Consider the following 14119-nt stretch of genomic DNA (forward strand, 5'->3'; position numbering starts at 1 on the left):
GGCGGGGCCGGACAATGGACGGTGCGACGCGTTGCGGTCCTAAGAGGCGGGATCGACGTCATGTTTCGTCGGCCGATAGCCAGCGAGTTCGGCGCGGATGTCGCCCTCCTCGTGCCCGCCCTTCTTCTTGCCGAACGGCAGCACTTTCAGCAGCGGGTGCACGACAGCCATAACGAGGAGGCCCCAGACGAGTCCGAGGACGGCCGAGCTCAGGGTGTTCACGAGCCAGACCAGGAAGCCGCCCACCACCGGGATCCCGGCGAAAGGTGCCTCGAGGACATGGACCAAGTCATACGGCAGGTGCCAACCGAGGTCGTAGGCCCCCTGCAGCATGATGTGACCACCCACCCACAGCATGGCGATCGTCCCGATAAGTGTGATGGCGGCCAGCACGGCGGGCATCCCCTTGACGAGCAGTTCGCCGAAGCGCTGGGAGCCCGCGGAGTCCTTGGTGGTCAGGTGCAGGCCGATGTCGTCCATCTTGACGATTAGGGCGACGGCCCCGTAGACGAGCACCGTGATCAGGACCGCGACGACGACCAGGATGAGCGCCCGGACCCACAAGGACTCATTGGCCACCTCATTCATCGAGATGACCATGATCTCGCAGGACAGGATGAAGTCGGTGGTGATGGCACCCTTGGTGACCTTAGCCTCCGCCTCCGGGCCCCGGTCGACTGCCGGCTTCTCTTCTTCGGCCGTGTGGTGGCCGCGGAGCTTGTGCCAGACCTTTTCGGCACCCTCGTAGCAGAGGTAGGTGCCGCCCGCCATGAGGATGAACGGGATGACCCCCGGGATGAAGGCACTGATGAGCAGCAGCGCCGGCAGGATGATCAAAAGCTTGTTCCGGAGCGAGCCCCAGAAGATCCGCTTGATCATCGGCAGTTCGCGGGACGGGTCCGCCCCGGACACGTACTGCGGGGTGACGGCGGCGTCGTCGATCACCACGCCGGCGGCCTTGGCCCCCGCCTTGGCGGCTCCGGCAGCGACGTCGTCCACCGAGGCGGCCGCTATGCGGGCCAAGGCTGCGATGTCGTCCAGCAGGGCGACGAGACCGCCGCTCACAGATCGCTCCCGCACTGCTTGAGGGCGGACTGCATGGCATGGAGGCCTCGGTTGAGGCGCGTGATTGGCATGCTCAGATTATACGGTGGCGGGCAGCCCGTTGACGGGCGTTGCTGACCGGGAGGGCCAGTGGCGACATGACCTGCCCCACCTACAATCTGGTGCCAGGACAGTTTTCTTGCGTTCACTTGGCGGTGCGGTCAAAGGAGACCAGAGTCTGGAGCGGGCCTGGCCGTCATCCTGGCACCCCCACCAGATGACGGTGTCGAGGTCGTCGCAGATCTCCGCGAGGCTGCGCAGCGTGACCCAGGGCGTGGCTTCGCCACCGGACAGGGAACTGCCGCTGGCGGGAGTTGCGGGGTGCTGGAGTTCAAGCCGGGTGATTCCGAGCGGCCAGTTCGACGTGGCGTCGCTCTCGAGCTCGTGAAGGAGTTCCAGTGGATAGTCGGCAAATGCCCGGTCGAGGGGAACCTGGCTCTGTTCCAAGGAAGCGAGGGCCTTCAGCTTGGCGCTTGGTTCATCCGGGGCCAGGCCGGTCAAGCCGTTGACGACGAGCTTGTCGCGCAGGTTCAACAGATCGATGGCCGTGGACCAGGGGTCAACGGCGAAGGATCCATGGGACCAGGCCGCCGGGGTGTTGTGTTCCGCGCGGCGGGCCATGTACTGCCGGATCCGTGTCGAGTGGCGGGCATCGGGTCCGGTCAGCCCGAGCCGGGTCTGCAGGAGTTGGGGCAAGCCCAGCGGACCGAGACGTACTTCGCCGAGTGCGGAATCGCGGTCGGCCCACGGAGCCCGGTCCAGATACAAGCCAAACAAAACGTTCACATCATCCCCCTTGACGTGTTGGGGGGCAGTTCCTAGATCATATGGGCGGGGCCGGACAATGGACGGTGCTACGCGTTGGGGCGACCGAGCGGTGAAGTATGACCAGGGTTGTCCGGACCTAGGCACTCAACCTTTCGCTGCCGACGAGTAGCTCGAGTCCTGGCACTGCGTTTACGACAAGCGGGATATTCCGGCCGGAACTCCGCGGGTGATTTCGATGACGCCGTTCATGGGGCAGCATGTTCCCTGCGGCCGCTGATTGTGAGACAGCTTTCACGTCGTCGTCGCGCATCCTCGCATATATGCTTTCCGTATAGAGCATGCTGACGATGGGGGATAAATCCGTGCTGACCAACGACTTTTCGGATATCGACTTTTTTCTTGACGAATTATGCCAGATGCTGGTATCGAGCACGGATCCGGATTTACGAAGCGTGCACATTCGCACTCTGCCCGCAGCAAACCACAAAACCCTCGCGGCATTCCTCCTCACTGGACCCGCGCTGCCGGACTCGTCGAACGTCAAAAGCGAGTTTGCATTGGAAATGCTGCAAAAACCCGGTGGGGCGCGTGGCATTGCATTCCTATCTGCCATGACGTCGCACTTCGTTGGCGGCAGCACCGTGAAAGAAATCGCACTGGCTGAAGCGGGCCCTGGACGATGGGTAAGTCTCGTCACAACAACAAAGGCGCCTGCTGCGGTTGCACAACAGAAAAACGTCTTCCGGGACTTCACTGACATCATGGGACCCCTATGGGGCCATTCCTTGGACTATGTTGCCGTACCGTTGGCCGACCTCAAATCCTGTCTGCACGGATGGTTTGCTCCGACGGAGGTGCGTCCCGATACTCTCGGGTACCTGGCGGTTAAAGCAGCGGTAAAGGGCCACCGCACGGCGCCGATGTCCGCGCTGAAGCAGGAGGAAGTCAAATGACGGCCGTGTCTGAGGACCAGCACGTAGGGGAACACACCAAGATTGTCGATTGGCTCCTAGAGGAGTACGGGCGCATCAGGAGCGGTACACCCGGCCCGTCAGTCTTCGTGCTCAAGGCCCCATCAGGCTACGGGAAGTCACGCATCATACGTGAGTTTTACGAGCAGATTCGCGTTCCCCTGGCAGGTAAGCCGTACTGGCCTTCACTTGAGAGGGAACAACGCACAAACACGCGGTCCCTTGGGGTTGATCCTCTGCCGGACAGAAAGGTGCTGGGACCGGCGCCGGAAACCTTTGTGTGGGAGGAGGGCGCCCTTCCACAGTTTGGCTGGTGGAACTTCAACTGTGAACTCTTAGCCACCGGCCGCGCCATGGACCTGGTCGGTGCGGCTGCCCCACAGCTGACTGCCCACTCCGTGCCGCTGCGGATCTCGCAAGACCATAACCTCGGCGCGAAGGGAAAACTGACCGGCCCCGTTCTTTCGAAATTCGTCCAGGGATTCCATGATGCGCTGAACGGTGAAGCCAACGGTGAAATCGGTGACTTGATCGAGGAGGTGGTCGGTTCAGTTCCCGGACTCGGCATCTGGGTCGACATGTCGGCGTGGGGCATCACAACGGCCCGGCAAGGTTTGACGAGAAAACGTCGTCTGCGTGCGCAAATCGACGTCGGGGCTGAAGTCAGCGCCGCCGCGAAGGAGAAGGGCAAGGAACTGGCCGACTTGGTCTTCGACCTCAGCGCCCCTAAGCTCCCTGCGATCATAGTGATCGAGGACGCGCATCGTCTCAGCGAGGAATTTCTGGGGTTCCTTCAGAGTCTTCGCGCTTCGGACCCCGAACGTCCGCTAATGGTGCTTGCTACGGCGTGGCCGGAAGGGGTGAACAACCCCATGTATTCGCAGTGGGTGGATGAGGGAACGGAGGCCGGAATTCTCGTTGAGGTTCCAGTGCCTAACCTTGGCTTATCGGAAATTGCAGGCATCATACGATCCTTCAGCCCTGACCTCATCAGCGTCGAGAGCGCACACGCCCTAGCTTCGCGTATGGAGAGTCCTTATATAGCGAAACTCTGGATGACCATGCCTAGCGTGGAGCGTGAGCTGGCTGCAGCAACGCTGTCCACTGACGATTCTCACGGATCGGCAGATCTTGCCCAAAAACTGCTCGGCATGCCAGTGCCGCGGGACATCAAGGAAATTTATGTAAACAGATGGCGTGAGTTGCCGCCTTCGGTTCGGCAAGCTCTGGTGTTGGCCACAAGCGCCTCGGCAATAGACGAACCGCTCGCCAGGTTCGTCCCCCGGGTTGTAGCCCGCGCGGCAGAGCGCATTGGGCATGATCGGAAAGCCACGCAGGGCGCACTGGACGATGCCGTCGAGCCTCACAGCTGGTGTGTCATGGAAGGGGCTGCCGAGGTCCTCCGCGAGGAGCTCATGACCCAAGTCGCCCGTGAAGGCCGGGAAATGGTAACTGTCACGGATTCGGAGCTCGCGAGGTTTCGTGATCATGTAAGTGAGGAGTCCGCCCGTCTGCTTGCAGAGCGCTCACCCGACGCGCGACAGGGTTCTGCCACCGAGGAATCACGGATGCTTATGGCGCGCTCGGTGCTGGAGCAGCACGGAACCAGCCGCAATGAGACGGCTAAGACCGTCTCTGCGAGGCGCGTACTTGCAACCGCGGCGCTGTCTGCCGGCGAGGACTCCCGGGCAGCGTTGATGCTGGAGCCGGTACTCGGCTGGACCGGCGTTGAGACTACCGCGCTGGGTTTGGCGTGTCTGGGCCTGTACGCAGAAAGCGTCGCTCCGGAGGATCTTCGTTCTGCGGTCGAGGTCTCGGCGCGCCGCGTAACAGGAGCCTCCGGCGTTTACGGAAAGGCTGCCCCCGAATACTGGGACATGCTCATTGAGGACTTGGAACTGCGGACGCTGTCGGCGGTCAGCACCAAAGCGAAAAGGCCCGATGCGGAGGCTGCCAGTGGGGTCCTTCATGACCATCGCCGCCTCATCGGCGACGTGGCATCAGCCTTAGGGCGTGATTCCGAACAGCACCTTCTGGCATCACAGAACTACGCCATGGCTTTGCTCGATGTTGGTGATCGCGTTGCTGCCGTGGAGGCATTCCGGAGTTTCCTCGTTCCCATGGAGCAAAAGTTCGGAGCTTTGGACTACCGAACCTTGAATGCGAAAGCAGAATTTGTCATGGCCACGGGTCGTGATGCCTCAAGCACCGAGATGCTGCCGTTTGTTCAGAACCTGCTGAGGGACCTCCGATCAGAGTTTGGCGATGCTGATTTCCGGACCATTGATGTCCGCCGCCAAGAAATCTTCTGGCGCTTGAGAACGCCGGCGCAGCGCAAGGGTCTGCTTCCTGTCATCGAGGACCTGATCGTGGACTCTGCGACGTACCGCGGACCTAGCTCGTTCGCTGCACTCGATGCGCGCGCTGCCCGCTCTATCTATTTCTCGCGCAGCGACCTGCAGGAGCGTGGGGTGCAGGAAGCGGAGCAAATCGTTAGTCTCGCACGGGAGATTTATGGCCCGAAGTCTGGCCCGTACTACTACTTCAACCAGATCTTCAAGAACGCGCAGAGCCACGCTCGGCCCAAAGCGCCGGCCCTTGATGGCCAGATGCGGTTTAAGAACAGGGCTACCGGCCACCGCGAGGGGTGGAAGCCGGTAACTGCGGAAACCATCATGCAGGCGGGGAAGATATACGCAAGTTTGGAAGGTGCACCCCCAGAACCCACCTCAGAAGCGATGAGATCGAAGCTCATGAAAGAGCATTTTGCATCAATAACCGCGGCTGGGCTCGAGGCCGCGACGGGATCGAATTCAGCGGAGGACCTGAATCGGCGGACGGTCTCAGGATCGGGCGTGGGTCAGGGCGGAGCGCGGCCAGTCAACAAAACGCGTGCTTCGCCGAAGCCGTCTGTGGCCAAGGTTGTTCCGGCGAAGGTTGCTTCGGCGAAGGAAGGAACAGTTGATGCTGACCGGTCCCAGCAGCTGGCGCAGAAAGATGGACGAGCTCCGACCTCGGAGCCTGCACCTGCCCGGCAAACGTCACCTAGCGTCCCTGACCACTGGGTACCGCCGGTAGTGCCGCCGTCTCCGGAATCACAGCCATCCACCCAGAAGAAGCGGGTGCCCGGTCTAGTCTTTCCGGCCGTCCTCGTCGCCGCGGTCCTCGCGTGGGCATGTTTCCTGCTGCTGACTCCGGAAGGCGCCAATCTCCCTGGTCGGACGGTTTTTTCCATTGCGGGACTCCTCGCCTTGTTCGGACAGGCCTCGAAAAAGTTGAAGTCCTTCTTGCTCGTCAGCGGCCTCGTCGCCATCGGCGTATTATCGGCTATTCCCGGGTTTCCCGGTTCTTCCGCGACCGAAGCGGGCGTGAATTGGATTGCAGTGGGGCTTGGCGCAGCAGGTCCCTTTGCCTTTGTCGTCATTTGGTGGTTGCTGCGGCGGAATTCGGTGGCCTCCGCCGCCGCGCCCAGAGGCAGAGCTGTGACTGGAGGGAAGTCATCGCTGTCGTAGTTGGCGACTTCAACACCGCCGAAGGATTCACGCAAGAGCCCCGGCTCAAGTGGAATTCGTCGGACAGCATCTTCGCCGTTGCTGGCTCTTGGAAGCCGACCTGTGTGGTGGGGGAATCTGGCCCTTTTCACGTGAGCGTGGTCCGGGCGGTTTGAGACTGGCGCCGCGTCGGAACCGGTTTCCGGCGCGGCGTGGTTTGGCGGGAAAGAGGTCAGGGTCGCTTTGAATTGGTAGCGACCAAGCAAATCAATACCAAAAGACACTCCGGAACGCTTTGAAGTTGAAGAAGCATGACCTGCCGCACCGACAACTAAATGCCGAGACAGCTTCGGCGCTCAATTGGCGGCACGTTCAAGAAGACCACGTGCACATTCTCAGCCCGTCGACGGGCGCAGCCGGCGCCCAAGCCTGGGCGCGGGACAGAGCCATCTTCAGTTCCCGCCCGCCGGCCTCCTCCAGCAACTCAGAGTCTCCGACAACCACGAGGAGGCTTCGAGCCCGGGACAGGCCAACATAGAGCTGCTCGGCTGCGCGGCTGAGGTCCTTGAAGCCGTTGACGCAGAGGACGATCACGGACCGTTCCAGGCCCTTGAAGCCCAGAACGTGGCCGTAGAACTCGTTTTCGTTGGCGTGGAACTCGCGCCAGTAGTCAGCGGTGGTGCCGTTCTCGAAGAATTCCTTGTGGATTGGGTGGCGGTCCTTCGTCGTCAGCAGGGCGATCTGGTTGTTGGCCCATCCCTCCTCGATCAGGGCATCGATGCAGTCTCCTGCGACGTCGAGGGCGTCCCCGGTGGCGCATTGAACCCGCCGGACAGGCAGTCCGGTGCTGCCCCGGGGAGTGAAGTGGTCGCCCGCAAAGGATCTGAAAGTGTCGGCGATCTTCCTCGTGTTGCGCAGGTTCTCGTCGATGTGGATCGTCACCAGGTCCTCCAGCGGGCTCGCGCCATCCTGCGAGGGATTGCTCCAGCGCCGGTAAACGTCCTGGTGGTCGTCCAGGAAGGCGTAGATCTCGGCGCCGCCCGTGGTGGTGGCAAGCAGCGCTTCCCACCAGAGCGGGGCGAAGTCCTGGGCTTCATCAACGATGATGGCATCCAGCCGCTGCTGGGGCTGGAGACTGACCGCAAGCTCCTTGAGCAGCTGCGGCAGTTCCTCCTCGAAGTAGGCGGGCCCCGTGCCGTCCGGCACGCCGAGGCTCCGGGCATATTCGTGGAATTCACCGGTGAAGGCCGGCTGGGCATGACGCCAGGTCGAAACCCTGTCCTGCAGGTACTGGCTGATGCCCTTGTTGTAGCTGAACAGGCCGACCCGTTTGCCCTGTTTGCAGAGCAGCCGGGCTTTTTCCACGGCCAGCCAGGTCTTCCCGCTTCCCGCGCCGCCGGTGAAACGGATCCTTGGCAGAGACCGCGTGGCCTTCAACAGCACCGACTGCCGCTCGGTGAGATGATCCTGGACGTCTTCCAGCTCTTTCGGGTCCAGTGGCTTGGTGATTTCATCACCCAGAGTGCCGTTGAGCACGCGCACGATGCGTTCCATGAACGCCGGCGCCAGCGACGAAGCGCCGCCGCCTTCGCGCTCGATGGCGGTCCGGACCAGCTCGGCCGCCGACGTCGTGTCTTCCTTGTCGAGGACCAGCGATCGCGGGCAGCCCGCCATCTCCCAATTCCGGGGCACGTTGGTGTAGGGGAGGCTGACCATGTAGGCGAAGCGGCTCGTCAGCGGTGTCCCCAGCTGGCGGCCAATCCAGTGCTTGAAGGCGTGGAGCGAACCCTGCGACTGCGCAACAGGACTCTGAATCTTGTGCACTCCGGACCTGTCGGACTGCAGCCACTGCCCGTTTTCGACAGAGACGCGCCCTCCCTTCACCTCAATGGCAGCCATGCCGACGCCAGGCCACAGAACAAGGATGTCGATTTCGTGTTCTGCCCGCCCGTCCCGCACCTGGACCGAGTGGGCTAGCACGACGTCGTCCGGGAGGCTGTTTTTCAGCGCATCCCAGACCGCTTTCTCGGCCAGCAGGCCGTCGCCGAATTCGGGGTGTTCCGGAATGCATTTCATCGGTGCTCCTCAGTGAGACTCATGGCTGTGTCGCGTTTGCCAAAGATTGCACGGTGCCGCGCAGAGCATCGCTGAGCGTGACGCCGCTGGCTGGGCCGGAACCGTCCGGAACGCGGTCGTCTACTCCTGCACCGAGCGGACGGCGTCCATCCAGGTGCCGTAGATGTTGCGGACTGATGCCCCGGAAGGCCGCTCACGACTACAGGAAATCTCCTGCTTCACCCAAACGTCGTATCCGGAGAAGGTTGTCTTCGTCTCTGCTGCGGACGCAAAGGAACAATAATCGCGCACGGCATCGTCGTAGTCTTCGCGGGTGAACTTCAACAGACCCTTCGGTCTGCCCTGAGTCGTTGTGCCGACGCCCATGGCTTCCAGTGCTTCGTTCCAGCCGCCGAAGCGCTTCGTGACAGTCTGGCGAGTCGGTGGCCAAGGGAACGCGCCCTGCCGGGATACGCGACCAAGAGCAACCACCAGATCGTCGCGGAGTTCCTGGTATCGCTTGCCGGTGATGCTGGATGTGGGGTTGCTGGCGAGGTGCTTCTGCGCCGCGCCGATGACACCGAGAATCGTGGCGATGTCATCGAGGGTCGCTTCCGCGGACCCGAGTGCGGCCCTCAGTTCGCTCATCAGTGAAAGATCCAGATTGACTGCTGCCCATTCCCGGTCCGGGGCCAGCCGGAGGTCGGAACCGAGCAGATACCACACGCCTGCGGCCACAGCTTCCTTGGAGAAGATGTCATCGATCTGGCTCTTGTCGAAGAGGATACTCGACTCCCGCAGGGCATCTTCAGCCAGGTCGACGTCGATGGCCGGGTAGAGCGCCTGCAGTTTCAGGACCGCGTCTGCGCGGGTGACCCCGCGCTTGGCCATCTCCCTGGCCAAGGCGCCGTAAGCCAGCAGAAATGCTTCGCGTGCGGCCTTCAACGCCGCTTCCCGCGACGCAACGCGCTTCTGGCGCGACTCCTCGGCGTTCGCACCCCCGACCTTCCCAATGATCTGCCGGACTCGCTCGCGGGTGACGCCGAAGCTCTGGCCGATCGCATCGAGGGTCTCGCCGTCCGAGTAGCGCTCCACCATGGCGGCATCGCGCTGCTCCCGACTGAGTTCAGGAGTTGTAGTCATGATCACATTCCTACCAGTAGCGTCGGACATTATTGGGCATCCGCGGCCGTGGCCCCATCCGTCTTCATCGCCGGGCTGGTTCGGCTTCCTCCAGGACCCGAAGAAACAACGGGTTCGGGTTCGCCCCCGGCAGCACCCGCCGCAGATCCGCCAGTGCTTCCCGCGGCGTGATCCCCGCAGCCTGCGCACCGTACAGCGCGGCCACGGTCGGCGTCCGGGACTCGGCCCGGACACAGTGCAGCAGCACCGTCTTGCCCTCCGCGCGGAAGCGTTCGACGGCGGCCGCGGCGTCCCGCAGCACGAACGCGGCGTGGGCGTTGTCCTCCTCGACGGGGGAGTCGGCGATCCAGAACGTGGCGTGGTCTTCCAGCGCAACGGCCGGCGCATCCCCGGTTCCGAGCCGGCACAAGGACACCACGGCGTCGATGCCGAACTCGGCCACCCGACCCAGCGAACCCACGCCGCCCAGCCAGACGCCGGCGTCGTGCGGGTGCCGGACCAAAGCATCGGTGCGGCCCCACCTGCTGTAGTCCTGGCGCTCGACGCGCGGCCAGGACGCGGGCCGGCGGCCCTCGCCGCGGCCTAGTTCCATGCCGAGCATCATCAGCTCGCGGACTCGGAGCCCGGGCCAGCCGTGCAGGCGCCGCCGCCATTCGAACGGCACGGCCGTGTAACCGTAGGCGGCACCCAGCAGGCCGCCCGCAATCGCCGCCACAGTGTCCGTGTCCCGTCCGCCGCGCACGGCGTCCTCCACCGCAGCCCGCAGGTGCGCCGGGCCCGCCGCAGACAAGCCCGCAAAGTGAATGGCGCTCCAGGCGCCCTGGAACGACTCGACCACCCAGCCGTTGTTGGCGAAGTCCCGCGGCTGGCAGCGCTCGGCCACCTCAATCCGCTCCAGCCACACCGCAGCCCGGTCGGCGGACAGCAGGGGCAGCCCGGCCCGGACATCGACCTGCCCGGTCAGGACGGCCGCGCGGATGGCCACGCACCAGAGGCCGCAGGCTTCCTGCGCGTCAGGATCGGCGTGGGTCAGCGCGCTGAGCACCCCGGCCTGGGCCATGAGCTCTGCCGGGTCCCGGTCCAGGTACGCCAGGGCCAGCGGCGCGGTGCGCATCAGCGAGCCGTTGCCGGCGCTGCGGCCGGTGCGGGCATGGAACTCCGCGGCCGCGGCGCTGAAGTCGGCCGCGTGGACCGTGCCCCGGCCGGCAGCCGCGGCGAGCCGGCGGGCGGCCGCGATGACGGACCTCGTCTGGTCCCCCACGTCCTTGGCCTCGGCGGCCCAGGCCGTCCAGGCGCGGACGATCATGGTGAGCGCCGCGGGGGAGGAGGATCCGGCGTCGGACGCCGCCTCCAGCGATGCCTGGGCGATCGGGATGGCCATGGACGTGTCGTCGGTCCATTCGGCCGGCGCGAACCCGAACGGCCCGCCGCCCTTCATGGTGACTTCGGAGCCGTCCGGCAGCGGCGCGCCGAACTCGTAGCCGGCGCCGAGGGCATCACCGGCGGCCAGGGCGACGAGGACGCCGGCCGCGCGGTCATTCTGCACAGGGGTCAGTTTCATGCCATCTCCATCAGGGGGTGTGTGGTGTTCCAGCCGGTCAGGTGGGCCAGCTGGGGGCGGCGGTTGGGAAGCTCGACGGCGATCCCCGCGGCGGACACCGCGCCGGCGGCACGGGAGACATTGCGGCTCCGGAGGGCGCCGTGGTTCCGGACCTCGAGGGCCGCGGCGCCGCCGTCGAACGTTCCGAAGTCCATCGCCTGGACGTGGGCGGCGAAGTCGCGGGCCCGCTGGCCCGGCAGGGGACCGGATGCCAGCGCCTGGGGTGGGAGGAGCTCCAGGTCCAGCAGCGCGGAATCGATCAGCTGGCGGTAGTGCCGGCGGAAGAGCGTGCCGGTGCCGAAGACCTCCAGGAGCAGCGGCTGCTGGCCCAGCCCGAGCACGACGCCGCGCTGGCCGTCCAGTGCATCCGGAGCGTCCGCCGCGTCGAAGCGGTTGCGCACGTTCCGGCCCTCCTTGAACTGGTCCAGGTGCTCGAGCAGGGAGCTGGTCACCGAGGCGCCGCGGGCGGCGTCGAAGCGTCGGACCCGCTCCCAGATGCGGGCCTGACGGTTGGCTCCGCGCTGGCCGCCGGGGCCGATGGCCAGCTCGGACCAGACGTTCAGCGGGGCGCGCCGTGCCTGCCGGCGGTGGCTGGTTTCCCCGGCTTCCCAGCGGCCGGCCTCGACGCAGAAGGTGTCGATGTCGCGGGTTTCCCCGGGGCCCAGGACGACGTCGCGGGCGCAGGTCCGGTGCTGCTGCCCGCCCTCGAGCAGCTCGCCTTCCAGCAGCAGCGCCGGGTGCGGGCCGTTGTTGGTGACCGTGAGCCGGGCGACCTGGGCGCCGCTGGCGAGCTCGGTGACGGCGACGTCGGCGTGGGTGCCGGTGCTGATGCCCAGGCTGCCGGACCCGGAGGTCCAGACGGGGAAGATGCTCAGCGGGCCGAGCCTGCTGCCGGCGCCGACGTGGAGCTGTGGAACCTTCATGATGGAACTCCAGATTGATTTAATGCATTTCTGCGCTAATTGACTTCAGTATGCACGGCTTGCATCTTTAGCGCAAGACTGCGATAAATGATCGTGTGAAGGATTCAACGAAAGGCCCCGGCATGTCCCTGCGCGACTACCCGCGCCCCTCGGTGGCGGTGGATACGGCGGTGCTCACAGTGTCCGGGGGCAGCGTGTGTGTGCTGCTCGTGAAGCGGGAGGAACCGGACCAGCACGGACGGTGGGCGCTGCCCGGCACGTTCCTGCGCGAACGCGAGACGCTCGCGGACGCGGTGCTGCGGTCCCTCCGGGAGAAGGCCGGCATCTCCGGACGCGTGCCGCGCCAGCTGCAGGTCTTCGACGAGCCCGGGCGCGATGACCGCGGCTGGGTGCTGTCCGTGGCGCACGTGGATGTGGTGCCCCTGGCGGCCTTGGAAGAGGCCCTGGCGTCCGACGGCGTCCGGCTGGCTTCGGTGACCGGGGAACCGGAGCTGATCGCCGGGCTGCCGTACGGCCATGCGGAGATGGTGGCGAAGGCGGTGGAGTGGCTGCAGGCCGCCTACGCGGAGGAGCCGGACCCGGGGGCGCTGCTGGATGAGCCGTTTACCCTGAAGGATCTCCGTGAGCTGCATGAGGCGGTGGCTGGCGACACTTTGATGCGCGACACGTTCCGGCGGTTCATGGAGCCGAAGCTCACGGGGACCGGGGACATGTCGGACGGGACGCGGGGGAGGCCTTCGCGGTTGTGGGTGCGGGGGATCGTAACCGTCCAGTAGCTGGACTGAGTGCATTGGCAGGATGCCGTTTGCGTACGGGGCGGGGGGCAGGTTTTGAGTGACAATAACGAGCAGCCGGACCCGCTATTCGTCTGTTTGGGCCGTCAAATTCGGACCTTCCCAGCCGAGCTCCCGAAGCATCCGATGGACGACCGGCGTGACACTGCTGGCCTCGCCGGCAGCGGAGACCCTGGCGACTTTGAGCAAAGCATCCCTGAGTCCCGACTCTTCCTCCGTGAGGCCCTCGCCATAGTGCGGAGCCAAAAGGAATGAGTGGCTGTGTGAAGAGTGCGCGACGAGTGCGTCCAAGAAAATCTCAAGCCGTCTGGCTGGTTCGTCGGTGCCGAACTCCGATGCATCCGGATTCTTCATATTGATCAAATTGAGGTGCTTTCCCCAAAGCTTCTCCCGCATCCCATCCTGCTCCAGCATTAGGGCTGATCCGAATCGATCCCCTCCTTTTTTGGCCGGCAGCGCCCGTCAAACATCGTGAACAATCTCATGGAAGTGATCATCGGTTTGTCCGAAGCCCACGAAGAGTAAGTGATGAGTTATGAGATGGGCCTTTACCAGGGCGGCAATGGTTCCCAGTTGGCATCCTGGGACCACACGTAGGGGCGCTGAAATAGCGGCACTACCAGGTGGTGGTCAGCTGCGAAGACATGCCCCAGAGTAACGTCGCCGGCTTTCATTATTTTCCCCCATGTAGATCGAACTTATCGCTCGATCAGGCTAACAGCGCGCTCGTTGCCGCGAGGTCGGGCAACGCCGCGGGCTTAAGTCAGATCTTGAGAATCTCAATGCTTTCCTCGATAAGACCGAACTCGTTTGACTCCGCGTAATCGAAAAAGTCCACTATCCGTTCGGAAACGGGCACGAGTGTGCCCTCGTCGAAGCCCGTGACGTTATCTCCCGGTCCGACATAAACCCATTTGGCGTCGTTCCGATAGTAGAAACTTTCGTCATTTACGAGTACTAGCACCAGGAGTACTGTCGCGCTAGTACTCATGGTGACGAAGTATTCTTCATGATCTCCAGGTCGTGGGAGTCGAGGCCATCGCTCCAGTCTGGCTTCGACTACCGAGTCTGGGGCCAAATCGTAGTAGAACTCGTCATCATGCTTGAAGTATCCCGATTTCAGAATGCTACGCTTGGTCAAGTGATCGATAGACACAATGAAGTCAGTGCCAAGAAAATGCCGATGCGTTGCTTTCATGTCGCCCCACGTCACAAATCTCGATAGCATAATTTTCCCTTCCCTTTACTGCTCTACAGATTCTGTCGTTCG

At 63.8% G+C, this 14119-nt stretch carries 12 protein-coding genes; 3 read left to right on the plus strand and 9 right to left on the minus strand.

Annotated features, from left to right (window positions below):
• Positions 1-39: 39 nt before the first annotated feature.
• Positions 40-1065: a DUF808 domain-containing protein gene (locus tag ACZYX4_RS06275; protein ID WP_463874541.1), complete on the minus strand. Its 1026-nt coding sequence runs from the start codon at positions 1063-1065 to the stop codon at positions 40-42.
• A 78-nt stretch (positions 1066-1143) separates the two neighbouring features.
• Positions 1144-1890, minus strand: a complete 747-nt coding sequence (locus ACZYX4_RS06280) for a hypothetical protein (protein ID WP_463874543.1) — start codon at positions 1888-1890, stop codon at positions 1144-1146.
• A gap of 320 nt (positions 1891-2210) precedes the next feature.
• On the opposite strand from ACZYX4_RS06280, the gene ACZYX4_RS06285 reads away from it, so the two are divergent.
• On the plus strand, positions 2211-2825 hold the full coding sequence (locus ACZYX4_RS06285) for a hypothetical protein (RefSeq protein WP_463874545.1): 615 nt from the start codon (positions 2211-2213) through the stop codon (positions 2823-2825).
• Positions 2822-6355 (plus strand): hypothetical protein, encoded by a 3534-nt coding sequence (locus ACZYX4_RS06290; protein WP_463874547.1) that lies wholly within the window; start codon positions 2822-2824, stop codon positions 6353-6355. The genes ACZYX4_RS06285 and ACZYX4_RS06290 overlap by 4 nt, the downstream gene beginning before the upstream one ends.
• A gap of 351 nt (positions 6356-6706) precedes the next feature.
• Here the strand turns inward: ACZYX4_RS06290 and ACZYX4_RS06295 are convergent, their stop codons facing one another.
• From ACZYX4_RS06295 to ACZYX4_RS06310, 4 genes are all read right to left on the minus strand, one after another.
• Complete coding sequence (locus ACZYX4_RS06295) at positions 6707-8410, minus strand: nuclease-related domain-containing DEAD/DEAH box helicase (protein ID WP_463874548.1); 1704 nt, start codon at positions 8408-8410, stop codon at positions 6707-6709.
• A 120-nt stretch (positions 8411-8530) separates the two neighbouring features.
• On the minus strand, positions 8531-9532 hold the full coding sequence (locus tag ACZYX4_RS06300) for a sigma factor-like helix-turn-helix DNA-binding protein (protein WP_463874550.1): 1002 nt from the start codon (positions 9530-9532) through the stop codon (positions 8531-8533).
• A gap of 64 nt (positions 9533-9596) precedes the next feature.
• Positions 9597-11093, minus strand: coding sequence for an ADP-ribosylglycohydrolase family protein (locus tag ACZYX4_RS06305; protein WP_463874552.1), 1497 nt, complete (start codon positions 11091-11093; stop codon positions 9597-9599).
• Positions 11090-12055, minus strand: a complete 966-nt coding sequence (locus tag ACZYX4_RS06310; protein ID WP_463874554.1) for an ARPP-1 family domain-containing protein — start codon at positions 12053-12055, stop codon at positions 11090-11092. The genes ACZYX4_RS06305 and ACZYX4_RS06310 overlap by 4 nt, the downstream gene beginning before the upstream one ends.
• A 95-nt stretch (positions 12056-12150) precedes the next feature.
• Between ACZYX4_RS06310 and ACZYX4_RS06315 the strand changes: the two genes are divergently transcribed.
• Positions 12151-12831 carry an NUDIX hydrolase gene (locus ACZYX4_RS06315; RefSeq protein ID WP_463874555.1) on the plus strand — a complete coding sequence of 227 codons (681 nt, stop codon included), beginning with the start codon at positions 12151-12153 and terminating at the stop codon, positions 12829-12831.
• A gap of 84 nt (positions 12832-12915) precedes the next feature.
• Here the strand turns inward: ACZYX4_RS06315 and ACZYX4_RS06320 are convergent, their stop codons facing one another.
• The 3 genes from ACZYX4_RS06320 to ACZYX4_RS06330 form a co-directional block, all read right to left on the minus strand.
• Positions 12916-13263, minus strand: a complete 348-nt coding sequence (locus ACZYX4_RS06320) for a hypothetical protein (protein WP_463874557.1) — start codon at positions 13261-13263, stop codon at positions 12916-12918.
• Between the two features lie 48 nt (positions 13264-13311).
• On the minus strand, positions 13312-13440 hold the full coding sequence (locus ACZYX4_RS06325) for an SIR2 family protein (protein WP_463874558.1): 129 nt from the start codon (positions 13438-13440) through the stop codon (positions 13312-13314).
• A gap of 172 nt (positions 13441-13612) precedes the next feature.
• The gene (locus tag ACZYX4_RS06330; protein WP_463874560.1) at positions 13613-14062 is read right to left on the minus strand and encodes a hypothetical protein; all 450 of its coding nucleotides are present in this window, start codon (positions 14060-14062) and stop codon (positions 13613-13615) included.
• Positions 14063-14119: the final 57 nt, after the last annotated feature.

The organism is Pseudarthrobacter leeuwenhoeki (genome assembly GCF_055412885.1).